Below are 18,328 nucleotides of genomic sequence, written 5' to 3'. Positions count from 1 at the left end.
TGGCCTCTCCCGAGCCGGGCGCGGATCCGCGTGTCGCGAAGGCCGGCAAAACGCGGTGGCTTTGCCGATGACCGTGAAGCTAAATCCATTTAGCGAACTCGTCAACAGCCGTGCCGACCTGCTATTGCTGGCGCCCGGACCGGGACGAACGAACGAACGAGGCTGAAGGCGGATGGCGAAGAAGACGGCGGGGCGCCGTTCCACGATCTACGACATCGCCGTGGCGGCGAAGACCTCGCCGGCGACGGTCAGTCTCGTCCTCAACGGCTCCTGGGAGCGCTATCGCATCAATGCCGACACCGCCCGGCGGGTGATGCGGGCGGCCAAATCCGTCGGCTATGCCGCCAATCTCCAGGCGCGGGGCCTGCGCCTCAGCCGCTCGGGCCTCGCCGGCATGATCATTCCGCACTACCGCAACCGCTTCTTCGCGGGACTTGCCGAGGCCTTCGAGGCCGAAGCGCGCGGACGCGGACTGACGCCGATCGTCGTCAGCACCCAGCGCCAGCCGGAGACCGAGCGGTCGGTGACAGAGACCCTGATCGCCCAGCAGGTCGACTGCCTGATCATCGCCGGCGTCGACCGGCCGGACGAGCTCAACGCCCGCTGCGACGCCGCCGGCGTCGCCTGCGTCAATCTCGACCTGCCGGGGCCGGGCGCACCCTCCGTCGTCACCGACAATCGGGGCGGCGCGCACGAACTGACCGCAAGGCTCGTCGACTGCGTGCTGGCGCGCGGCGGCGATCCGGCGGCGATCGCCTTCATCGGCGGGCGCGAGGCGGAATTCGCCACCGACGAGCGGGTCGCCGGCTTCGAACAGGCGCTCGCCGAACGCGGCTTCCCGGCCGAACCGGGGCGCGTCCTGCGCTGCGGCTACCAGCCGCGCGCCGCGCGCACGGTCTTCGTCGAAAGGATCGCCCAGGGGAGCGTCCCGCCCGGCGTGTTCATCAATTCGATCACCGCCTTCGAGGGTCTCGTCACCCACCTGCGACAGGAAGGCTTCGCCAGCGCGGGCCGGATGGTGCTCGCCTGCTTCGACTGGGACCCGTTCGCCGCATCGCTTCCCCTGCCGGTGCTGATGATGCGCCAGAACGTCGAGGAACTGATCAGCCGCTGCTTCGAGGTGATCGACGAGCGCCCGGCCGAGACGCAGGCGCCGATCGTGGTGAAGCCGACGCTCGCGGTGGTGCCGCGCGACATCGAACCGGCGCCGGTTTCCGAGCCATCCTGAGGCGAGGGGTACGGCGAGAGGCCCGGCATTCCGCGCCAAAGCGGGGATGAAACGCACCGCGATCGTCGTGCTGCGCTCTTTTCCTCCGTGCGGAGGATCTTTTCCGAAAGCCGGTTCCCGCCTATCGGCATCATGCGCTACCGCCGCCGCGTCGCGTCTTCGATCAAGGCGGTGGAAATCTCGGCCGCCGCCGCCTGCAGGAGGCCGATCAGCAGCGGAATGCGGTGATCGGGCTGGCGCCAGGCAATCGCGATGGTGCTGATGGCGGCGACGGGCTGGCCGAGCACGTCCAGGATCGGCACCGCGAGCGCGCTGGTGCCCTCGACGATGGCGTGGCGGATCTGGACGTAGCCGAGCGTCCGGCCCGCCGCGATCCGCTCCATCAGGACGGCGCGCTCGACGCCGAAGCTCTGCAGCCGATCGGCGTTCTGGTCGAGGATCGCGGCGGCCTTGCCGGTGGTCATGCGCGACAGCATGGCGGCGCCGTTGGCTGAAATGCCCAGCGGCCGGCGCGAACCGATCTCGATCGACAGCACCTGGATCGGGAAGTCGCCGATCTTGCGGTCGACGCAGACCGTGTCGGCGTCGCTGCGCACCGAGAGGAAGACGGCGTCGCCGACCTGGTCGCTGAGGCTGCGCAGGGTTCCCGAGGCCAGTTCGCGGAAATGCCGCATCGGCGACGACAGGCCGAGAAGCGTCAGTTCGCTGCCGATGATGTAGCGGCGGCCCTCGCGGCTGCGCTCGATCAGCCCGCCGTCCTGCAGGGTCTTGAGGATCCGGTGGAGCGTCGAGGCGGGCAGGCCCATCTCCCGCGTCAGATCGGTGAGCCGCAGGCCGCGCGGCGAGTTCGCCGCGACGAGGCGCAGGATCGCGAAGGCGCGTTCGATGCTCTGCGTGCCGCTGCGGGCCCCGTCCTGCGCCATGGGATCCTCCGTCGAGGGTTCCCACATGATGGAAGTCTCGTCGCGTTTCAATTGCAGCCCCGCGGCCGGCGTGAGACGCATCGCGGAACTGACCGGCAAGGAGGAGGAGATCCGCGATGGCCGTCGACCCACTCGAGAACCGCTTCAAGAAGGCCCTTCGGGCCGGGCAGCGCCAGATCGGCTTCTGGTGCACCATGGACGGCAGCGTCGCCGTCGAGATCGCCGCCGGCGCCGGCTACGACTGGCTGCTGCTCGACACCGAGCACACGCCGACCTCCGACGCCGACATCCTCCACAGGCTGCAGATCGTCGCCGGCTACGAGACGGCGGCGGTGGTGCGCCCGGCCTGGAACGACCGGGTGCGGATCAAGCGGCTCCTCGACATCGGCGCGCAGACCCTCCTGATCCCCTATGTGGAAAGCGCCGAAGAGGCCGCCGCGGCGGTCGACGCGACGCGCTATCCGCCGCAAGGCTCGCGCGGGGTCGCCGGGACGATGCGCGCCTCGCGCTTCGGTTCGATCCCGCAATACCAGGCGCGGGCGGGCGGGGAGATCTGCGTCCTCGTCCAGATCGAATCGCGCAAGGGGCTGGACAATCTCGAAGCCATCGCCGCCGTCGACGGGGTGGACGGGGTGTTCGTCGGTCCTGCCGACCTCGCGGCCAATTGCGGGCTCGTCCTGCCGCGGGACGCGGAAAAGCTCGACCGGCTGCTGGACGAGACCTTCGCGAGGATCGCGGCGGCCGGCCGGCCGTCGGGCATCCTGACCACCGGCTTCGAGACGGCCGACCGGCTGATTGCGGCCGGTGCCGGCTTCGTCGCCGTCGGCGTCGACGCGGCGCTCTATGCGCGGGAAGTGCGGGGGCTCGCCAAGCGCTTCAAGGGATGAGGCGGCGGTTGAGGCGGGCGGGCGCCGGCCCGCCTTGCCGACGCCTGCGATCGCCGGCGGAACGGGACGCAGCGCCGTCGGCCCTGCCGGGTTCGTCGCCATCGTCCCCTCCCCCTCGGATCCCCTCTGATCGGCCCGGCTGCCTGGGTCAGACCTCGGCGCTTCGTGCCCGGCGCAGCGCCCGGCGGTGCGAATAGAGCGGCCAGACCAGCGCCAGCACCGACAGCGCCAGGAAGATGATCGAGACCGGCGACGAGGCGAAGGCCGTGACGTCGCCGTTCGAGATGAACAGGGTGCGCCGGAAATTCTCCTCGATCAGCGGGCCGAGGATGTAGCCGAGCAGCACCGGGGCGACCGGATAGCGCAGCGAGTTCATCACGAAGCCGAGCAGGCCAAAGGCGACCGCCACGAAGACGTCGAAGACGTTGTTGTTGACGCTGTAGACGCCGACGCAGATCAGGAACAGGATCGTCGGATAGAGATACTGCCGCGGGATCGAGAGGATCCGCACCCAGAAGCCGATCAAAGGCAGGGTGATCAGCAGCAGGAGCACGTTGCCCACCCAGAAGCTCGACACCAGCCCCCAGAACATTTCCGGTTGTTCGGAGATGAGCTGCGGGCCCGGCACGATGCCGTGGATGATCATCGCGCCCAGCATGAACGCCATCACCGCGTCGCCCGGAATGCCGATGCACAGGGTCGGGATGAAGGCCGCCTGCACGGACGCGTTGTTGGCGGCCTCGGGCGCCGCGATTCCCTCGAAGACGCCGGTACCGAAGCGTTCCGGATGGCGCGAGACGCGCTTTTCGATCGCATAGGCGAGGAAGGCGGCGATCGCCGGTCCCGTCCCCGGCAGGGCGCCGACCGCCGAGCCGATCAGCGATCCGCGGATGGCGGGCCGGACGCTGTCCTTCGCCTCCCGGCGGGTCGGCAGCATCTCGCGCAGGCGGAAGGAGCGGGCGGGCGGCGCCGCGGATTCGCTCGAGGCGAGATTGGTCAGGACTTCCGCGATGCCGAAGAGGCCCATGGCCAGCGCGACGAGGTTGATGCCGTCGGTCAGTTCGACCATGCCCAACGTGAAGCGGTAGGTGCCGGAGGTGACGTCGGTGCCGACCATGCCGAGCCCGAGCCCCAGAACCACCATGGCGAGGCCCTTGGCCGCCGAGCCGGAACTCGCGGTGGAGGCGGCGATCAGCCCGAGCAGCATGACGGCGAAATATTCCGGCGCGCCGAAGGACAGCGCGAAGCGGGCGAGCGGCGGCGCGAAGACGATGAGGAGGATGATCGCGACGCAGCCGCCGAAGAACGAGGCGAGGGTGACGACGAACAGCGCCTGTCCGGCGCGTCCCTTCTTCGACAGCGGGAAGCCGTCGAGGCAGGTGGCGGCGGCCGACGGCGTGCCGGGAATGTTCAGGAGGATGGCGGCGGTGGAACTGCCGTATTGCGCTCCGTAGAAGATGCCGGCGAGCAGGATCAGCCCGTGGACGGGCAGCATGTAGTAGGTCAGCGGCAGGCAGAGCGAGATCGCCGCCAGCGCGCCGATCCCCGGCAGCACGCCGACGAAGGTGCCGAGCAGCACGCCGGCGAAGCAGATGAGGATCGCGGTCGGCTGCAGCGCGATGCCGAAGCCCATGGCGAGATCGTGAAACACGGACATCAGCGCGCTCCAAAGAGCGTGAGGGGGAGATTGAACCCCTCGATGAAGACCAGCCAGCCGGCGAGGCAGAGAAGCACGGCGAGCACCAGGGCGCCGAGCGGCCGCAGCTTCGCTTCGGCGGGTATGCAGAAGAGCACCAGGACGGCGGTCGCGGCGACCAGCCCCGCCCAGTCGATCAGCAGCGCCCAGAGGACGATGCCGGGCACCATGAAGAGCAGCGCGGAGAGATCACGCTCGGCGCTGTCCTCCGGAGTGGCCTCGTAGGCGCAGCGGAGAGCGAGCGCCATGAGCACGAGGCCGAGGCCGAGCGGAAAGGCGCCGGGCCCGATGTCGTTCATCTCGCCGAGCCCGTAGTCCCAGCCGTAGACGGCAAGGACGCCGCCCATGGCGAAGAGGAACGCGGCGAAGATGCGCTCGGCCCACAGTCCGAGCCGCACGGACACGCTTTTCATGGAAGGGATCTCCGATTGGCTGGCGGATCGGGGGCGGCGCCGGCGGCGCGGTCGCGGCCGTTCCGCGACGCGCCTTCGGTGCCGAGGCCCGACCCGCCGGCACCGCGCCCCCGAAGGAGGCGCGATGGCGGGTGCCTCACCGCTTGGCGTTCACCTCGGCGACCACCGGACGCCAGGTCTTGTCCATCTCGGCCAGGAAGTCGCCGAACTCCGACGGCGACATCGCCTGCGTGTCGGAACCGAGATCGGCGAAGCGCTTCTGCACCTCTTCGTCCGACAGCGCGTAGTCGACGGCGTCGACGAGCTTCGCGACGACGTCCTTCGGCGTTCCGGCGGGCGCCAGGAGGCCGGTGAAGGTCACCGCCTGGAAGTCCACGACGCCGGTCTCGGCAAGGGTCGGGACGTCCGGCAGGGCCTTGACCCGCTCCTTCGACGTCACGGCGAGCGGCGTCACCGTGCCCTCCTTGATCTGCGGCAGGATCACCGACATCTGGTCGAAGGCGAAGGCCGTCTCGCCGCCGGCGAGCGACGCCAGCGCCGGGGCGTTGCCCTTGTAATGCACGATCCGCCACTTCTTGCCGGTTTCGGCCATCAGCTTTTCGGCGGCGAGGTGGTTGGTGGTGCCCGCCCCGGGCGAAGCCATCAGCAGACCGTCGCTGTCCGCCCGCTCGACGAGTTCGGGCAGCGTCTTGATGCCGAGGTCGCTTCGGACGGTCAGAGCCATCGGGGTGATCGACACCGAGCTGATCGGCGCGAAGTCGGTCTTCCAGTCGTAGGCCTTCGGCCGGTTCATCGTCATCGGCGCGAAGAGCAGCGGGCCGTTCGCGGCCATGAACAGGGTGTAGCCGTCGGGGTCGCTGTTCTTGACGTATTCGGCGGCGATCATGCCGGCGGCGCCGGCGCGGTTCTCGACCACGATCGGCTGGCCGAGCTTTTCCTCCATGCGCGGCGCGATCAGGCGGGCTGCGCTGTCGACGTTGCCGCCCGGCGGATAGGGCACGACGAGGGTGACCGGCTTTTCCGGAAAGGCCTGCGCCAGCGCCGGTGCGGCGAAAGGCAGAAGCGCCACCGCGGCAGCCATGATCTTTGCAATTGATCGCATTGGATTTTCCTCCCTGAGATGTCGATGCTCTCCCGTGGCGAACGACCGGGATCCCACGCCAGCACGGTGGCAATCCGCCAGAAAGCGTCAGGACGATCAACGACGATTCGGGATTTATTCCACATGATGGAAGTTTGATCGTTTTTGGTTTGCGCCCCGTCGTGGTTTCGACGGAAATCTGCCGGGACGGGAGGACAGCATGTTCATCGACGCCGGCAGTCTGAGTGCCGAGAAGAGCTATCGCCTGATCACCGGGCTCGTCGTGCCGCGGCCGATCGCCTGGGTCGGCACGAGGAACGCCGCCGGCAAGATGAATCTCGCGCCGTTCAGCGCCTTCACCTTCGTCTCCCCGAAGCCGCCGCTCCTCGGCATCAGCGTCGGGCGCAAGGGGAGCGTCTACAAGGACACGGCCGAGAACGTCCTGATCAACCGCGACTACGTGATCCACATCGCCGACGGGCCGATGACCGAGGCGCTGCATCTCAGTTCCGAAGAGCTTCCGGCCGACGTCAGCGAGGCCGAGATGCTCGGGCTCGAGACGGTGCCCTGCGACCTCGTCGACATGCCGCGGCTCGCCGACGTCCCCGTGGCGATGGAATGCCGGCTCCACCAGACGCTGGAATTCGGCGACACGAAGAGCCGCTTCATCGTTGGCGAGGTGCTGCGGTTCCACATCCGCGACGGCCTCCTGCGCGACGGCAAGGTCGACACGCTCGAACTCGACCCGGTCTGCCGTCTCGGCGGGCCGAACTACGCGACGCTGGGCCGGGTGGTGACGATGCCGTCGGTGCGCCAGACCCAGAAGACGACCGACAAGGAACAGGTGACATGAAACTGGCGAGCTTCACCCATGCGGGCGGCGCGGGCTTCGGCCCGGTCGAGGGGGAAACGGTGCGGGATCTCGCCGGGCGCCTGCCGGGCATCGGCGATCTGAAGGCGCTGATCGAAGGCTTAGACGCCGCCGCCGTCAAGGCGGCGGCCGCTGACGCGCCGGTACTGAAGCTCGCCGACGTCACGCTGCGGCCGCCGGTGCCGGGCGCGGAGAAGCTCTGGTGCATCGGGGTCAATTACGGCAACCGCAACGAGGAGTACAAGGACGGCTCCGACCTGCCGAAATATCCGAGCCTCTTCGTGCGCTCGGCCTCGTCCTTCGTCGGCCACGGCGTGCCGCTGGAGCGTCCGACGGTCTCCGAACAGCTCGACTACGAGGGCGAGATCGCGATGGTGATCGGCCGGGCCGGCCGGCACATCCCGCAAGAGCGGGCGCTGGAGCACGTCTTCGGCCTGACGCTCTGCAACGAGGGGACGGTCCGCGACTGGCTGCGGCACGGCAAGTTCAACGTCACCCAGGGCAAGAACTTCGACCGTTCCGGCTCGCTCGGCCCGTGGATCGTTACCGCCGACGAACTCGATCCCGGCTCGGAACTCACTTTGGAGACGCGGGTGAACGGCGAATTGCGGCAGCGCGACACCACGGCGAACCTGATGTTCCCCTTCGCGCGGCTCATCGCCTATCTCAGCAGCTTCGCGACGCTGCTTCCCGGCGACGTCATCGTGACCGGAACGCCGACCGGCGCCGGCGTCCGCCTCGATCCGCCGGTATGGCTGAAGCCCGGCGACGTGGTCGAGGTCTCGGTCGCGGGGATCGGCACGCTGTCGAACGGCGTCTGCGATGAGGTGCGCCGCGATGGATGAGGATACGAGGCGCGCCCTCGCCCGCGATCTCGACGCCGCCGAACACGGCGCCACCCAGGTCGAGCAGTTCTCGCTGCGCCATCCGGACATGACCTTCGAGGACGCCTATGCGATCCAGCGGCACTGGATCGCCATCAAGACCTCCCGCGGGCGCCGGGTGCGCGGCCACAAGATCGGCCTGACCTCGCGCGCCATGCAGCAGGCCGTCGGCATCGACGAGCCCGACTACGGCGTCCTGACCGACGACATGTTCTGGGCCGACGGCGTGCAGATCGACACCGGCCGGCTGATCGAGCCGCGGGTGGAGGCGGAACTCGCCTTCGTCCTGCGGCACGATCTCCACGGCCCGGACTGCACGCTGCAGGACGTGCTCGACGCGACGGCCTACGTCCAGCCGGCGCTGGAGATCCTCGACGCGCGCATCCGCCGCGTCGACCGGGAGACCGGGCGAAGCCGCACCGTCCTCGACACGATCAGCGACAACGCCGCCAACTGCGCGATCATCTGCGGCGGGCGGATGGTCCGGCCGACCGACGTCGACCTTCGCCGCGTCTCGGTGCTCGTCTACCGCGACGCGCAGATCGAGGAGACCGGAGTCGCGGCCGGCGTCCTGAACCATCCCGGGATCGGCGTCGCCTGGCTCGCCAACCGGCTGCACCCCTGGGGCGAGAGCCTGAAGGCGGGCGAGGTGATCCTTTCCGGCTCCTTCATCCGGCCGATCGCCGCCGCCGCCGGCCGGACCTTCCACGCCGATTTCGGCGAGATGGGCTCCGTCGCCTGCCGCTTTGCATAGGAGGAAACTGAGATGGCTCGCCGCAAGAGCATCTACATCGAGGCGTTTTCGCACAAGAACCCGATCCCCGCGGCCGCGCTGGTGAACGGCACGCTGATGTCCGGCATCATCTACGGTCTCGATCCCGCGACCGGGAGCGCCGCCGAGGGCATGGAGGCCCAGTGCCGGCTGATGTTCGGCCATCTGAGGGCGATCCTCGAAGCGGCCGGCACGACGCCCGCCAGCATCGTCAAGCTCAACGTCTATCTGAAGGACCGCTCGCAGCGCGAGGCGCTCAACCGGGAATGGCTGGCGCTCTTTCCCGATCCCGAGGATCGCCCGGTCCGGCAGGCGATGCAGGCCGATCTCGACGGCGGCAAACTCATTCAGTGCGATTTCGTCGCACAGGTCTCAAGCTGAACGGAGCCGGACATGCCGGACTACTATCCCTTCGACCCCGAGCCCCGGCGTCCCGTCCGCCTGCCGCCGCCGAAGAGCTGCGACAGCCAGTTCCACGTGCTGGGCGATCCGGCGGTCTATCCGACCCGGCCGGGGGCGGCCTATCACATGCCCTCCGCCACCTGGGAACGGGCACGGCACGTCCACGCCCAGCTCGGCATCGAGCGCGGCATCATCGTCCAGACCACGACCTACGGCGCCGATCACCGGGTGGTGCTCGACGGGCTGAAGGCTCTGGGCCCGAACTACAAGGGCTGCGCCAACGCCCTGGTCTTCGGCGAGCGCGACGACGCCTATCTGGAAGAGCTCGACGCCGCCGGGATCAACGGCGCACGCTTCAGCTTCCGGGCGGCGCTCGGCGCGGTGCTCGACGACGCGGCCTTCGACCGGGCGGTCGGCAAGCTGACGGATCTCGGCTGGTACATGAAGGTGCAGCCCGAACAGACCGGCATCGCCGGCAGCCTCGACCGCCTGCGCGACCTGACGCTGCCCGTCCTGATCGACCACATGGGGCGGGTCGACGCCGCCAAAGGCGAAGACGATCCGAGCTTCCGCGCGCTGCTCGACCTTCTCGACAAGGGCAATTTCTGGGTGATGCTGTCGCTCGGCGAGAAGATCTCGAAAACCGGCGCGCCCTTCGACGACGTCGTGCCTCTGGCGCGAAAGCTCATTGTCCACGCTCCCGACCGGGTGGTCTGGGCGACGGACTGGCCGCATCCGGTGTCGAAGCAGCAGCCGCCCAACGACGCGGATCTGCTCGAGCTCCTCTACCGCTACGCCCCGGAGGAAGCGGATCTCACGAGGATTCTCGTCGACAATCCGGCAAAGCTCTTCGGCTTCGCCTGACGTCGTCGGGTTGCCCGGGGCGGTAGACGTTTCGGCGCGAAGGGCGACCCCGATTGCGCGCCGGCTTCGGGCCACGGCCGCGCCGATACGGCGGCCGCCGCCACCCAGGGGCAAAGGCGAGCCCTCGACGCTGCGTGATCCGGCGGTGCAGAGCCGCGCAGGCGCCGGCGAGAGCGGCAGGAGCGCCGGTGCCCCGCTCGACACACGCATGGCGCCGTTGCCGCCCGGTTGCCATCGCGTGCACGAACGATAGTCCCTGCCGGACCGGGCTCACGACCGACGGCCGCGTCCATCGTGGCCGTCCACGCGTCGAGCCCTCCCAGGCCATAGCCCACAGCTATCGAATCCATGCAAACATGTCATTTGCATTGATGGCCGTCATCCGTAGCTTCTGTCCCGAGGGAGGACGAAGCGATGCATCAGTCTCGGATCGAAGCGCCGGAGGCGGCGGAAATCCTGCTGCGGCAGCTCCGCCGCCAGGGGATCGACTTCCTGTTCGCCAACGGCGGGACGGACTTTCCTCCCGTCGTCGAGGCCTATTCGCGCGCCGAGAAGGACGGCACCGACCTGCCGCGCCCGCTGGTGGTCCCGCACGAGAACGCCGCCGTCGCGATGGCCCACGGCGTCTGGCTCGCGACCGGGCGGATGCAGGCCGTCATGGTGCATGTCAATGTCGGCACGGCGAACACGATCAACGCCGTCATGGACGCCTCGCGCGAGCAGGTGCCGGTGCTGGTGCTGGCCGGCCGCTCGCCCTTTTCCGAAAAGGGCCGCCACGGAACCCGCACCCGTTACATCCACTGGGCACAGGAGATGTTCGACCAGGCGGGCATGATCCGCGAGGCGGTGAAGTGGGACTACGAGCTGCATCTGCCGGAGCAGACCGCCGACGTGATCGCCCGCGCCTGCGAGGTGGCGGAAAGCAGCCCGAAGGGCCCGGTCTATCTGACGCTTCCCCGCGACGTCCTGGCCGCGCCGGCATTCGGCACCGACACCGTCGCGCCGCGCCCCCCCGTGCAGCCGGGTGCCCCCCATGACGACCACGTGAAGACGGTCGCGGCGGCCCTCTCGGCGGCCGAGCGTCCGGTCGTCGTCACGGCCAATGCCGGGCGGAGCGCCCTCGCCTTCGAGCTTCTGTCGACGCTCGCCGAGCGCCATGCGATCCCGGTCGCCAATCTGCACCAGCGCTTCGTGTCGATCGCCTCCGACCATCCGATGAATGCCGGCCACGACCCGGCGCCCTATGTCCGCGAAGCGGACGTCGTCCTGGTCCTCGACTGCGACGTGCCCTGGATCCCGAATTTCGCGAGCCCGCCGGAAGGCTGCAAGGTCTTCCACGTGGGGGAGGACCCGGTCTTCGCCCGCTATCCGATGCGCAGCTTTCCCTCGGACCTGTCGATCGCCGCCGAGCCGGCGCGGTTCCTCTCGGCGTTGTTGCAAGAGATGAAGCCGGACGACGCGCTCGCCGCAAGGCGGCGGGAACGTCTGGTCCCGAAGATCGCGGCTGGGCGCGAGGCGCAGGCGGCGAAGGCCGAGCCGGGGGACGCGCTCACGCCCGAATATGTCAGCCGGGTGATCGGCGAGGTCGCCGGTCCTGAGGCCGTGATCGTCAACGAATATCCGCTCAGGGTCGAGCACTGCGAGCGAACCCGCCCCGGCACCTATTATGGTCTGAGCCCTGCTGGGGGCCTCGGCTGGGGGCTCGGCGCCGCCCTCGGCATCAAGCTAGCCACGCCGGAAAAGACCGTCGTCGCGACGCTCGGCGACGGCGCCTACATCTTCGCCAATCCCACGGCCTGCCACTGGGTGGCAGAGGCCCACGGCCTGCCGATCCTCACCGTCGTGTTCAACAATGCGCTGCACGGAGCTGTGCGCAACGCCACCATGGCCATGTATCCGAAGGGGGCGGCGGCGAAGGGTGCGGGCCGGATGCTCGCCGATCTGGCGCCCTCGCCGGCCTTCGAGTGTCTTGCGGGCGCCAAGGGCCATGGCGAGCGCGTCGACACGGTCGAGGGGTTGAAACCGGCGCTCGAACGGGCGCTCGCCGCGGTCGCGGAAGGTCGGCAGGCGCTCCTCAACGTCGTGGTGGACTACTGATGGCGCGCGCGGGGGGATGGGGCGCCGGCTCGCGCACCGATGCGGCGGCGCGGCTCCTGCAGCGGCACCCGACCTACGAGTTCCTGGAGGCGCGCGCCCGGCGGCGGATCCCCCGCTTCGCCTGGGATTTCGTTCACGGCGGAACCGGCGCCGACGTCGGCATCGACGTCAACAGGCGTGCGCTGGACCGGGTCGCGATCGTTCCGCGCTACGGCGTCATGGGCAAGGCCGACACGCAGGTGGAGTTCTTCGGCCGGCGCTATTCGGCGCCGATCGGCATCTCGCCGGTGGGCATGGACGCGCTCGCCTGGCCGGGCAGTTCGCGCTGCCTCGCACGTGCCGCCCGCGACGAAAACATTCCGTACATCACCGGCACCCTCGCCGACAGCGCGCTCGAAGAGGTCGCCGGGATCGCCGGGCCGAACGCCTGGCTGCAGCTCTACGGCTTCCCGCGCGACGACCACCGGGTGACCTTCGACATGATCGCCCGGGCCGAGGCGGCCGGCATGTCGGCGATCGTCGCGACCCTCGACGCGCCGGTCCGGGCCAAGCGCCCGCGCGATCTCGCCAACCGGCTGGTCGTACCGTTCCGCACACGACCATCCACCGTCTGGCAGGTCGCCCGCTCGCCGGCCTGGACGCGCGCGCTGCTGCGTGCCGGAATGCCCGGCTTCGGCTCGATCAATCGATACGTCGAAGGAACCCCGACCCTCGACCGCATCGCCTCCTTCGTCCAGAAGGAACTGGTCGGAAGCTTCAGCTGGTCGGAGATCGCGCGCATGCGCAAGGCCTTCTCGCGTGCCGTGGTGGTCAAGGGCGTCCTGCATCCGGAGGACGCCGAGCGGGCGCTTGCGGCCGGCGTCGACGCGGTGATGGTCTCGAACCATGGCGGCCGGCAGTCCGACGCCGCGCCGGCGCCGATCGACGTCCTGCCGGCGATCGTGGACCGGGTGGCGGGCCGGGCGAAGATCCTGTTTGACAGCGGCGTGCGGTCCGGCCTCGATGCTGCCCGCGCGGTCGCGCTGGGCGCCGACGCCGTCTTCTGCGGCCGCGCCTTTCTCTGGGGCCTCGCGGCGGCGGGGGACGAGGGCGGCGCCTTCGTCGCCCGCATGCTCCGGGACGAGTTGGCCGTCGCCATGGCCCAGTCCGGCGCCTGGAGCGTGCCCGACCTGCGCGAGGCGGCGATCCGCCATCCCGGCCGCTTCGATTTTCCCGCGTCGAAGGCGCATGTCGCGGAGCTCGCCGCGCAATGAGCGCGCCGGGGGAGATCCCGCGGCTCTGGGAATGGACGCTCGGGCGCTATCGCCGTGACGGCGTCTCGACGCTCTGCCTCGCCCTGCAGGAGCGCCACGGCGCCGACGTCAATCTCCTGTTCCTCGCCCTCTGGCTGGCTGCGCGCGGCCGCGCCCTCGGCCCGACGGACGATCCGGCCGCTGCGGTCGAAAGCTGGCACAGGAGCGTCGTCCTCCCGCTTCGCCAGGCCCGGCGTGCGATGAAGGACTGGCCGATGCCCGAGCATGGGCCGACGCCGGAAGACCGGGACGGCGTTCGGGCGAAGCTGCAGGCGGCCGAGATCGAAACGGAACGCCTGGAACTCGGTCTGCTGGAGGCCTGGGCGGCGACTGCCGAATTGGCCGGGGCCGACGCCGACGCCGAAACCGCGCTCGCCAATCTGCGCCGCGTCATGGCGGCTGCGCCCGACGATCCCGACCTCGCAAGGCTCGCCGACCTGACGGCCTGATTCAAACGCGCGAAGACGCTGACGCGTCCGCCCGTTGAACACATCTCGATTTTCAATGCCAAGCCAAAGGCTTGGTGAAAATCCAGATTCGGGGCCAGGAGTCATCTTCGATGCCTCCTGGTTTTAGCGGGCGGCCCTACTCTCCGCTGTCCTTCCAGCGCCGGACCGTGCCGACGTCGATGTCGAACAGGTCGAGCATGCGCCCGAGCGTGTGATCCACCATGTCCAGCAGCGTTTCCGGCCGGGCGTAGAAGGCGGGAACCGGCGGCGCGATGATCGCCCCCATTTCGGAAAGCTGGGTCATCGTCCTCAGATGGCCGGTGTGAAGCGGCGTCTCGCGCAGCATCAGCACCAGCCGGCGCCGCTCCTTCAGGACGACGTCGGCCGCACGGGTCAGGAGCGTCGAGGTGACGCCCGTCGAAATCTCCGACATCGACCGGACCGAGCAGGGGGCGACGATCATCCCCATGGTCTTGAACGAGCCCGAGGAGATCGAGGCGGCGATGTCCTCCTGCCGCCAGGCGACGTCGGCGAGCGCCCGGATCTCGGCGATCTTCATGTCCGTCTCGTAGGCGGCCGTGACCTCGGCCGATCGCGACATGACGAGATGCGTCTCGATGGGCAGGTTGCGCAGGAGTTCCAGGAGCCGGATGCCGTAGATCGTTCCGGATGCGCCGGAGATGCCCACGATCAGCCGGCGTTTCGGCATCGCTGCCATGTCGTCGCTCCTCCCACGGCCGTCGTTGCGGCTTGTCGCCGGTTGCGGCCGACGCGGAAGAGACCATGCGGGCGTTGCAGCGGTCCAGTCGTTTCCCGCAATCCTCCCGATAGCGCGGCGCTATGGGTTTGCCCCGATCGCCCTGGTGAGCTTGGCGCTCACCTCGATCATCCGTTCGCGCAGTTCCTCGACGAAGAGCTGGGCCGCCTGCCCCAGGGGCCGCGCCGTGTTCGACAGGCAGACCAGCCGCCGGGGCACGGAGGGCACGATCGGATGCATGCGGAGCCGGCCGGTCATCAGCGCCCGATGCACGGCGATCGGCGGCAGGATCGTGGCGAAGCGGCTGTCGAGGAGAAACTCCTCGATCGTCTTCAGCTCGTCGAATTCCATGCGCGGCACGAGCGCCAGGTCGTGCACCGCGAAGGCGGCGTCGATGATCAGCCGCAGGCCGTGACGATGGGAGGGAATGACGAGGTCGCGCGCGGCGACCTCGCTCGGATGAAGGGTGGCGGGCAGGGCCGGATGGGCGCTGTCGCAGATCAGCGCCAGATCCTCGTTGATGATCGGCAGCGTGTCGAACCCCCGGCCCCCGCGTGACGGCGTGTTGACGATGACCAGGTCGAGCTGCGCGGTTCGCAGCATCTCGATCAGGTCCGTGGTGTAGCCGCCCGTCGCGCGGAGCGTGACTTCCGGATAGCGCCTGTGGAAGATCCGAAGCGTTTCCGACAAGGCGTTGTTGGCAACCGAGGAGACCGCGCCCAACGCGACGTGGCCCTTGACGACGTCGCCGTCGACGGTCAGCGCGCGACGCGCCTGCTCGACCTCGCGCAGGATCGGCAGGAAGCGGCGATAGGCGTTCTCGCCCGCATGGGTGGGCACCATCCCCTTGGGGGTGCGGTAGAACAGCTTCTGCCCGATCGCCTCCTCGAGACGCGCCAGCTGCACGCTGACCGCGGGCTGCACGATGTTGAGCCGCTGGGCGGCGCGGGTGACGGAGCCCTCCTCGTACATCGCGACGAAATAGCTCATCTGCCGCAGATCCATCGTGACGCCCTCCCATAGCGCAACGATATCGATGCCATCATCCCAAATTGTTGGCAATGATGCCTCGCGCCGAACTAGCCTCGAAGACGGCAAGGGAGGAAGCCAGGGTGGAACAGACAGTCGCAGCGGCAAAGTCCGATCGGGACGAGGCCCGGCACGCCTATCTCGACCTGCGGAGCTGGCTGACGCGGCTGGACGAGACCGGCCGGCTGGCCATTGCCCGGCCGGAAACCGACCTGCGGTTCATGCTCGCCGGCATCGCCAACCGCAACGACGGCGACCGGGCGACGATCTTTCCCCATCCGTCCGGACATCCCGGAACCGTCGTCTCTGGGCTCTTGTCGCGCCGCGCCTGGATGGCGGAAGCGCTGGGCATTTCCGAGGACCGGCTGCTGGAGCGCTTCCAGGCGGCGGAACAGCGGCCCCTCGCCCCGGTCGAGGTCGAGAACGCGCCGTGCCAGGAGGTCGTCCACGAAGACGACTTCGATCTCGCCGACCTTTTGCCGATCCCGGTCCACAACGAGCACGACAGCGGCGCCTACATCACCGCCGGACTGCTGATCTCGGCCAATCCGAAGACCGGCGCCCAGAACGTCGCGATCCACCGCCTGCAGCTGTCGGGCCCGCGTGAGCTCGGCGCGCTGCTCCTGCCCCGGCACACGCTGGCCTTCAACGACGCCGCGGAAGCCGACGGCCATGATCTTCCGGTGGCCATCGTCATCGGCGCGAGCCCGGCCTGCCTCCTCGCGAGCCAGGCGATCGTGCCGATCGACTTCGACGAGCTCGGCATCGCCGGCGCCCTCTGCGGCGCCCCGCTCGAAGTCGTTCGCTGCAAGGGATCCGAGCTTCGCGTCCCGGCCCGTTCCGAGATCGTCGTCGAAGGACGTCTCAAGGCGAACAGGCGCGCCCCGGAGGGCCCGTTCGGGGAGTTTCCGCAATATTACGGCGAGCGCGACGACCGCCACGTGATCGAGGTCGACCGCGTGACGACGCGCTCCAGGCCGTTGTTCCACACCATCGTCGGGGGCGGTCTCGAACATCTTCTCCTCGGCGGGATCCCGCGCGAGGCGACGATCCTCGCGACGATGCGGCGCAGCCATCCCGGCGTCGTCGACGTGCACCTGTCGCGCGGCGGCGTGTGCCGCTACCACCTTCACGTCAAGCTGCGGCGGCGCGAGGCGGGCGAGGCGAAGAACGTCATCCTGGCCGCCCTCGCCGCCCATTACGACATCAAGCACGTGGTGGTGGTCGACGAGGACGTCGACATTCACGATCCGACGGAGGTCGAGTGGGCCGTCGCGACCCGTTTCCAGGCCGACCGCGACATGGTGATGATCCCGGGCAGCCAGGGCTCGAAGCTCGATCCCTCGACGGACAACGGGCTCGGCTGCAAGACCGGCTTCGACGCGACGGTGCCGGCCAAGGCGCCGGAATTCAGGTTCCGCCGGATCAGGGTGCCGGGGGAGGAAGCGATCGATCTCGACGACGTCCTCGACCCGGCGGCCAGGCTCGCCGAGGTCCTGTCGTGAGCGGCCCGGCGACGGCCCCGGGCGCCCTGCGCATCGCCGCCGTCGAGGCCTTCGCGCTGTCCTATCCCCTGCCGGAAGCCGCACAGGTGACGCTCGGCGTCGGCCGCACGATCAAGCGCGACGCCGTCGTCGTGAGGGTGCGCACCGAGGACGGGATCGAGGGTTTCGGCGAGGCCCATCATGGCCGCGCCCACATCGCCGTCGCGTCGATCGTCAACGACAATCTCGCCGCCATGCTGAAGGGCGCGGACGCCTGCGACACCATGGGCCTGTGGCGCCGCATGGCCCGGGCGCAGATGCTGACGCAGGGCAGCGGGGCGGCTGCCGCGCTCGCGATGTCGGGGATCGACTGCGCACTCTGGGACATCCGGGCCAAGGCCGCCGGCTGGCCGCTCTGCCGGCTTCTCGGGGGCGCGCCCCGGCCGGTTGCCGCCTATGCCGGCGGCGTCGCGCTCGGCTGGGAGACACCTGACCGCCTGGTCGAGGAGGCGCGGGGCCTCGTCGCGCGGGGCTACCGGGCGCTCAAGCTGCGCATCGGCGACCGGATCGACCGAGACATCGCCCGCGCCGGGGCCGTGCGCGAGGCCGTCGGAACGGACGTCACGCTGATGGCGGACGCGAACTCGCTCTATGCGCCGGGCGACGCGGCAAGGGCCGCCGACGCTCTCGCCGACCTTGGTTTCGCCTGGCTGGAAGAGCCGTTCATGCCGCTGGAGCGCCGCCGCATGGCGGATCTCGCCGCCCGTGCGCGGTTGCCGCTGGCGGCCGGCGAAAACCTCTTCGCCCGCCAGGAATTCGCCGCCCTGATCGCCGACGGCGCGACCGACGTCATCCAGCCGGACCTTTCCAAGGTCGGGGGCGTGACCGAGGCGACGAGGATCGCCGCGCTGGCGCTCGCCGCCGGCCTGCCGGTGCATCCGCACGCCTCGATGACCGGGCTGAACGCCGCGGCGAGCCTCCACTTTCTCTGCGCCATCGAGAACGGCGGCTTTCTCGAAGCCGATGCCAGCAGGATCAATCCGCTCCGCGACGAGCTCGTGCGTGGGGCGCCGGTGCTTTCGAGGGAAGGCACGATGACCCCCGGGGAGGCGCCGGGTCTCGGCGTCGAGGTGGACATGGATTTCGTCAGGGCCCATCCACCGATCCCGGGATCCGCCTACCGCACCTGACCCGCCCGT

The 18,328-nt window shown here is 69.4% G+C and carries 18 protein-coding genes; 12 read left to right on the top strand and 6 right to left on the bottom strand.

The window, feature by feature from the left end; translation table 11 throughout:
* Positions 1-172 precede the first annotated feature (172 nt).
* Positions 173-1,228 (top strand): LacI family DNA-binding transcriptional regulator, encoded by a 1,056-nt coding sequence (locus J1C47_RS08940; RefSeq protein ID WP_207350402.1) that lies wholly within the window; start codon positions 173-175, stop codon positions 1,226-1,228.
* 137 nt (positions 1,229-1,365) lie between these two features.
* Here the strand turns inward: J1C47_RS08940 and J1C47_RS08935 are convergent, their stop codons facing one another.
* Complete coding sequence (locus tag J1C47_RS08935) at positions 1,366-2,151, bottom strand: IclR family transcriptional regulator (RefSeq protein ID WP_207350401.1); 786 nt, start codon at positions 2,149-2,151, stop codon at positions 1,366-1,368.
* A gap of 116 nt (positions 2,152-2,267) precedes the next feature.
* On the opposite strand from J1C47_RS08935, the gene J1C47_RS08930 reads away from it, so the two are divergent.
* Positions 2,268-3,038, top strand: coding sequence for an HpcH/HpaI aldolase family protein (locus tag J1C47_RS08930; protein WP_207350400.1), 771 nt, complete (start codon positions 2,268-2,270; stop codon positions 3,036-3,038).
* A gap of 148 nt (positions 3,039-3,186) precedes the next feature.
* Here J1C47_RS08930 and J1C47_RS08925 read toward each other — a convergent pair whose 3' ends face one another.
* The 3 genes from J1C47_RS08925 to J1C47_RS08915 all read right to left on the bottom strand — a co-directional run bounded on the left by J1C47_RS08925 (position 3,187) and on the right by J1C47_RS08915 (position 6,249).
* On the bottom strand, positions 3,187-4,695 hold the full coding sequence (locus J1C47_RS08925; protein ID WP_207350399.1) for a tripartite tricarboxylate transporter permease: 1,509 nt from the start codon (positions 4,693-4,695) through the stop codon (positions 3,187-3,189).
* Entirely contained in the window at positions 4,695-5,147 is a 453-nt protein-coding gene (locus tag J1C47_RS08920) for a tripartite tricarboxylate transporter TctB family protein (RefSeq protein ID WP_207350398.1), read from the bottom strand. The genes J1C47_RS08925 and J1C47_RS08920 overlap by 1 nt, the downstream gene beginning before the upstream one ends.
* A 136-nt stretch (positions 5,148-5,283) precedes the next feature.
* The gene (locus J1C47_RS08915) at positions 5,284-6,249 is read right to left on the bottom strand and encodes a Bug family tripartite tricarboxylate transporter substrate binding protein (protein WP_207350397.1); all 966 of its coding nucleotides are present in this window, start codon (positions 6,247-6,249) and stop codon (positions 5,284-5,286) included.
* 199 nt (positions 6,250-6,448) lie between these two features.
* Between J1C47_RS08915 and J1C47_RS08910 the strand changes: the two genes are divergently transcribed.
* The 8 genes from J1C47_RS08910 to J1C47_RS08875 all read left to right on the top strand — a co-directional run bounded on the left by J1C47_RS08910 (position 6,449) and on the right by J1C47_RS08875 (position 13,859).
* Complete coding sequence (locus J1C47_RS08910) at positions 6,449-7,081, top strand: flavin reductase family protein (protein WP_207350396.1); 633 nt, start codon at positions 6,449-6,451, stop codon at positions 7,079-7,081.
* Positions 7,078-7,944, top strand: coding sequence for a fumarylacetoacetate hydrolase family protein (locus J1C47_RS08905; RefSeq protein ID WP_207350395.1), 867 nt, complete (start codon positions 7,078-7,080; stop codon positions 7,942-7,944). Before J1C47_RS08910 ends, J1C47_RS08905 begins: the two co-directional genes overlap by 4 nt.
* On the top strand, positions 7,937-8,737 hold the full coding sequence (hpaH, locus tag J1C47_RS08900) for a 2-oxo-hept-4-ene-1,7-dioate hydratase (RefSeq protein WP_207350394.1): 801 nt from the start codon (positions 7,937-7,939) through the stop codon (positions 8,735-8,737). The genes J1C47_RS08905 and hpaH overlap by 8 nt, the downstream gene beginning before the upstream one ends.
* Before the next feature lie 12 nt (positions 8,738-8,749).
* Complete coding sequence (locus tag J1C47_RS08895) at positions 8,750-9,136, top strand: RidA family protein (RefSeq protein WP_207350393.1); 387 nt, start codon at positions 8,750-8,752, stop codon at positions 9,134-9,136.
* A gap of 12 nt (positions 9,137-9,148) precedes the next feature.
* Positions 9,149-10,021: an amidohydrolase family protein gene (locus J1C47_RS08890; RefSeq protein WP_207350392.1), complete on the top strand. Its 873-nt coding sequence runs from the start codon at positions 9,149-9,151 to the stop codon at positions 10,019-10,021.
* 414 nt (positions 10,022-10,435) lie between these two features.
* The gene (locus tag J1C47_RS08885) at positions 10,436-12,118 is read left to right on the top strand and encodes a thiamine pyrophosphate-requiring protein (RefSeq protein ID WP_207350391.1); all 1,683 of its coding nucleotides are present in this window, start codon (positions 10,436-10,438) and stop codon (positions 12,116-12,118) included.
* A complete protein-coding gene (locus J1C47_RS08880; protein ID WP_207350390.1) occupies positions 12,118-13,371 on the top strand; it encodes an alpha-hydroxy acid oxidase in 1,254 nt (417 codons plus the stop codon). Before J1C47_RS08885 ends, J1C47_RS08880 begins: the two co-directional genes overlap by 1 nt.
* On the top strand, positions 13,368-13,859 hold the full coding sequence (locus J1C47_RS08875; protein WP_207350389.1) for a TIGR02444 family protein: 492 nt from the start codon (positions 13,368-13,370) through the stop codon (positions 13,857-13,859). Before J1C47_RS08880 ends, J1C47_RS08875 begins: the two co-directional genes overlap by 4 nt.
* A 136-nt stretch (positions 13,860-13,995) precedes the next feature.
* Here J1C47_RS08875 and J1C47_RS08870 read toward each other — a convergent pair whose 3' ends face one another.
* Both J1C47_RS08870 and J1C47_RS08865 read right to left on the bottom strand, forming a co-directional pair.
* On the bottom strand, positions 13,996-14,577 hold the full coding sequence (locus J1C47_RS08870; protein WP_207350388.1) for a UbiX family flavin prenyltransferase: 582 nt from the start codon (positions 14,575-14,577) through the stop codon (positions 13,996-13,998).
* Between the two features lie 120 nt (positions 14,578-14,697).
* The gene (locus J1C47_RS08865; protein ID WP_207350387.1) at positions 14,698-15,621 is read right to left on the bottom strand and encodes a LysR family transcriptional regulator; all 924 of its coding nucleotides are present in this window, start codon (positions 15,619-15,621) and stop codon (positions 14,698-14,700) included.
* A gap of 107 nt (positions 15,622-15,728) precedes the next feature.
* On the opposite strand from J1C47_RS08865, the gene J1C47_RS08860 reads away from it, so the two are divergent.
* Positions 15,729-17,150, top strand: coding sequence for a UbiD family decarboxylase (locus J1C47_RS08860; protein ID WP_342591954.1), 1,422 nt, complete (start codon positions 15,729-15,731; stop codon positions 17,148-17,150).
* Positions 17,147-18,319, top strand: coding sequence for a mandelate racemase/muconate lactonizing enzyme family protein (locus J1C47_RS08855; RefSeq protein ID WP_342591953.1), 1,173 nt, complete (start codon positions 17,147-17,149; stop codon positions 18,317-18,319). Before J1C47_RS08860 ends, J1C47_RS08855 begins: the two co-directional genes overlap by 4 nt.
* Positions 18,320-18,328: the final 9 nt, after the last annotated feature.

The organism is Jiella sonneratiae, assembly GCF_017353515.1.
Taxonomy (GTDB): domain Bacteria; phylum Pseudomonadota; class Alphaproteobacteria; order Rhizobiales; family Rhizobiaceae; genus Jiella; species Jiella sonneratiae.
The sequence above is the reverse complement of the archived record's forward strand: the minus strand, read 5'-3'. Positions and strand labels throughout refer to the sequence as shown.

Excerpts from the sequence above, each read along its gene's own strand:
- J1C47_RS08905 (WP_207350395.1), top strand. The coding sequence starts at position 7,078 with ATGAAACTGGCGAGCTTCACCCATGCGGGCGGCGCGGGCTTCGGCCCG.
- J1C47_RS08870 (WP_207350388.1), bottom strand. The coding sequence starts at position 14,577 with ATGGCAGCGATGCCGAAACGCCGGCTGATCGTGGGCATCTCCGGCGCA.
- J1C47_RS08920 (WP_207350398.1), bottom strand. The coding sequence starts at position 5,147 with ATGAAAAGCGTGTCCGTGCGGCTCGGACTGTGGGCCGAGCGCATCTTC.
- J1C47_RS08910 (WP_207350396.1), top strand. The coding sequence starts at position 6,449 with ATGTTCATCGACGCCGGCAGTCTGAGTGCCGAGAAGAGCTATCGCCTG.
- J1C47_RS08895 (WP_207350393.1), top strand. The coding sequence starts at position 8,750 with ATGGCTCGCCGCAAGAGCATCTACATCGAGGCGTTTTCGCACAAGAAC.
- J1C47_RS08890 (WP_207350392.1), top strand. The coding sequence starts at position 9,149 with ATGCCGGACTACTATCCCTTCGACCCCGAGCCCCGGCGTCCCGTCCGC.
- J1C47_RS08875 (WP_207350389.1), top strand. The coding sequence starts at position 13,368 with ATGAGCGCGCCGGGGGAGATCCCGCGGCTCTGGGAATGGACGCTCGGG.
- J1C47_RS08925 (WP_207350399.1), bottom strand. The coding sequence starts at position 4,695 with ATGTCCGTGTTTCACGATCTCGCCATGGGCTTCGGCATCGCGCTGCAG.
- J1C47_RS08880 (WP_207350390.1), top strand. The coding sequence starts at position 12,118 with ATGGCGCGCGCGGGGGGATGGGGCGCCGGCTCGCGCACCGATGCGGCG.
- J1C47_RS08885 (WP_207350391.1), top strand. The coding sequence starts at position 10,436 with ATGCATCAGTCTCGGATCGAAGCGCCGGAGGCGGCGGAAATCCTGCTG.
- hpaH (WP_207350394.1), top strand. The coding sequence starts at position 7,937 with ATGGATGAGGATACGAGGCGCGCCCTCGCCCGCGATCTCGACGCCGCC.
- J1C47_RS08930 (WP_207350400.1), top strand. The coding sequence starts at position 2,268 with ATGGCCGTCGACCCACTCGAGAACCGCTTCAAGAAGGCCCTTCGGGCC.
- J1C47_RS08940 (WP_207350402.1), top strand. The coding sequence starts at position 173 with ATGGCGAAGAAGACGGCGGGGCGCCGTTCCACGATCTACGACATCGCC.
- J1C47_RS08865 (WP_207350387.1), bottom strand. The coding sequence starts at position 15,621 with ATGGATCTGCGGCAGATGAGCTATTTCGTCGCGATGTACGAGGAGGGC.
- J1C47_RS08935 (WP_207350401.1), bottom strand. The coding sequence starts at position 2,151 with ATGGCGCAGGACGGGGCCCGCAGCGGCACGCAGAGCATCGAACGCGCC.
- J1C47_RS08915 (WP_207350397.1), bottom strand. The coding sequence starts at position 6,249 with ATGCGATCAATTGCAAAGATCATGGCTGCCGCGGTGGCGCTTCTGCCT.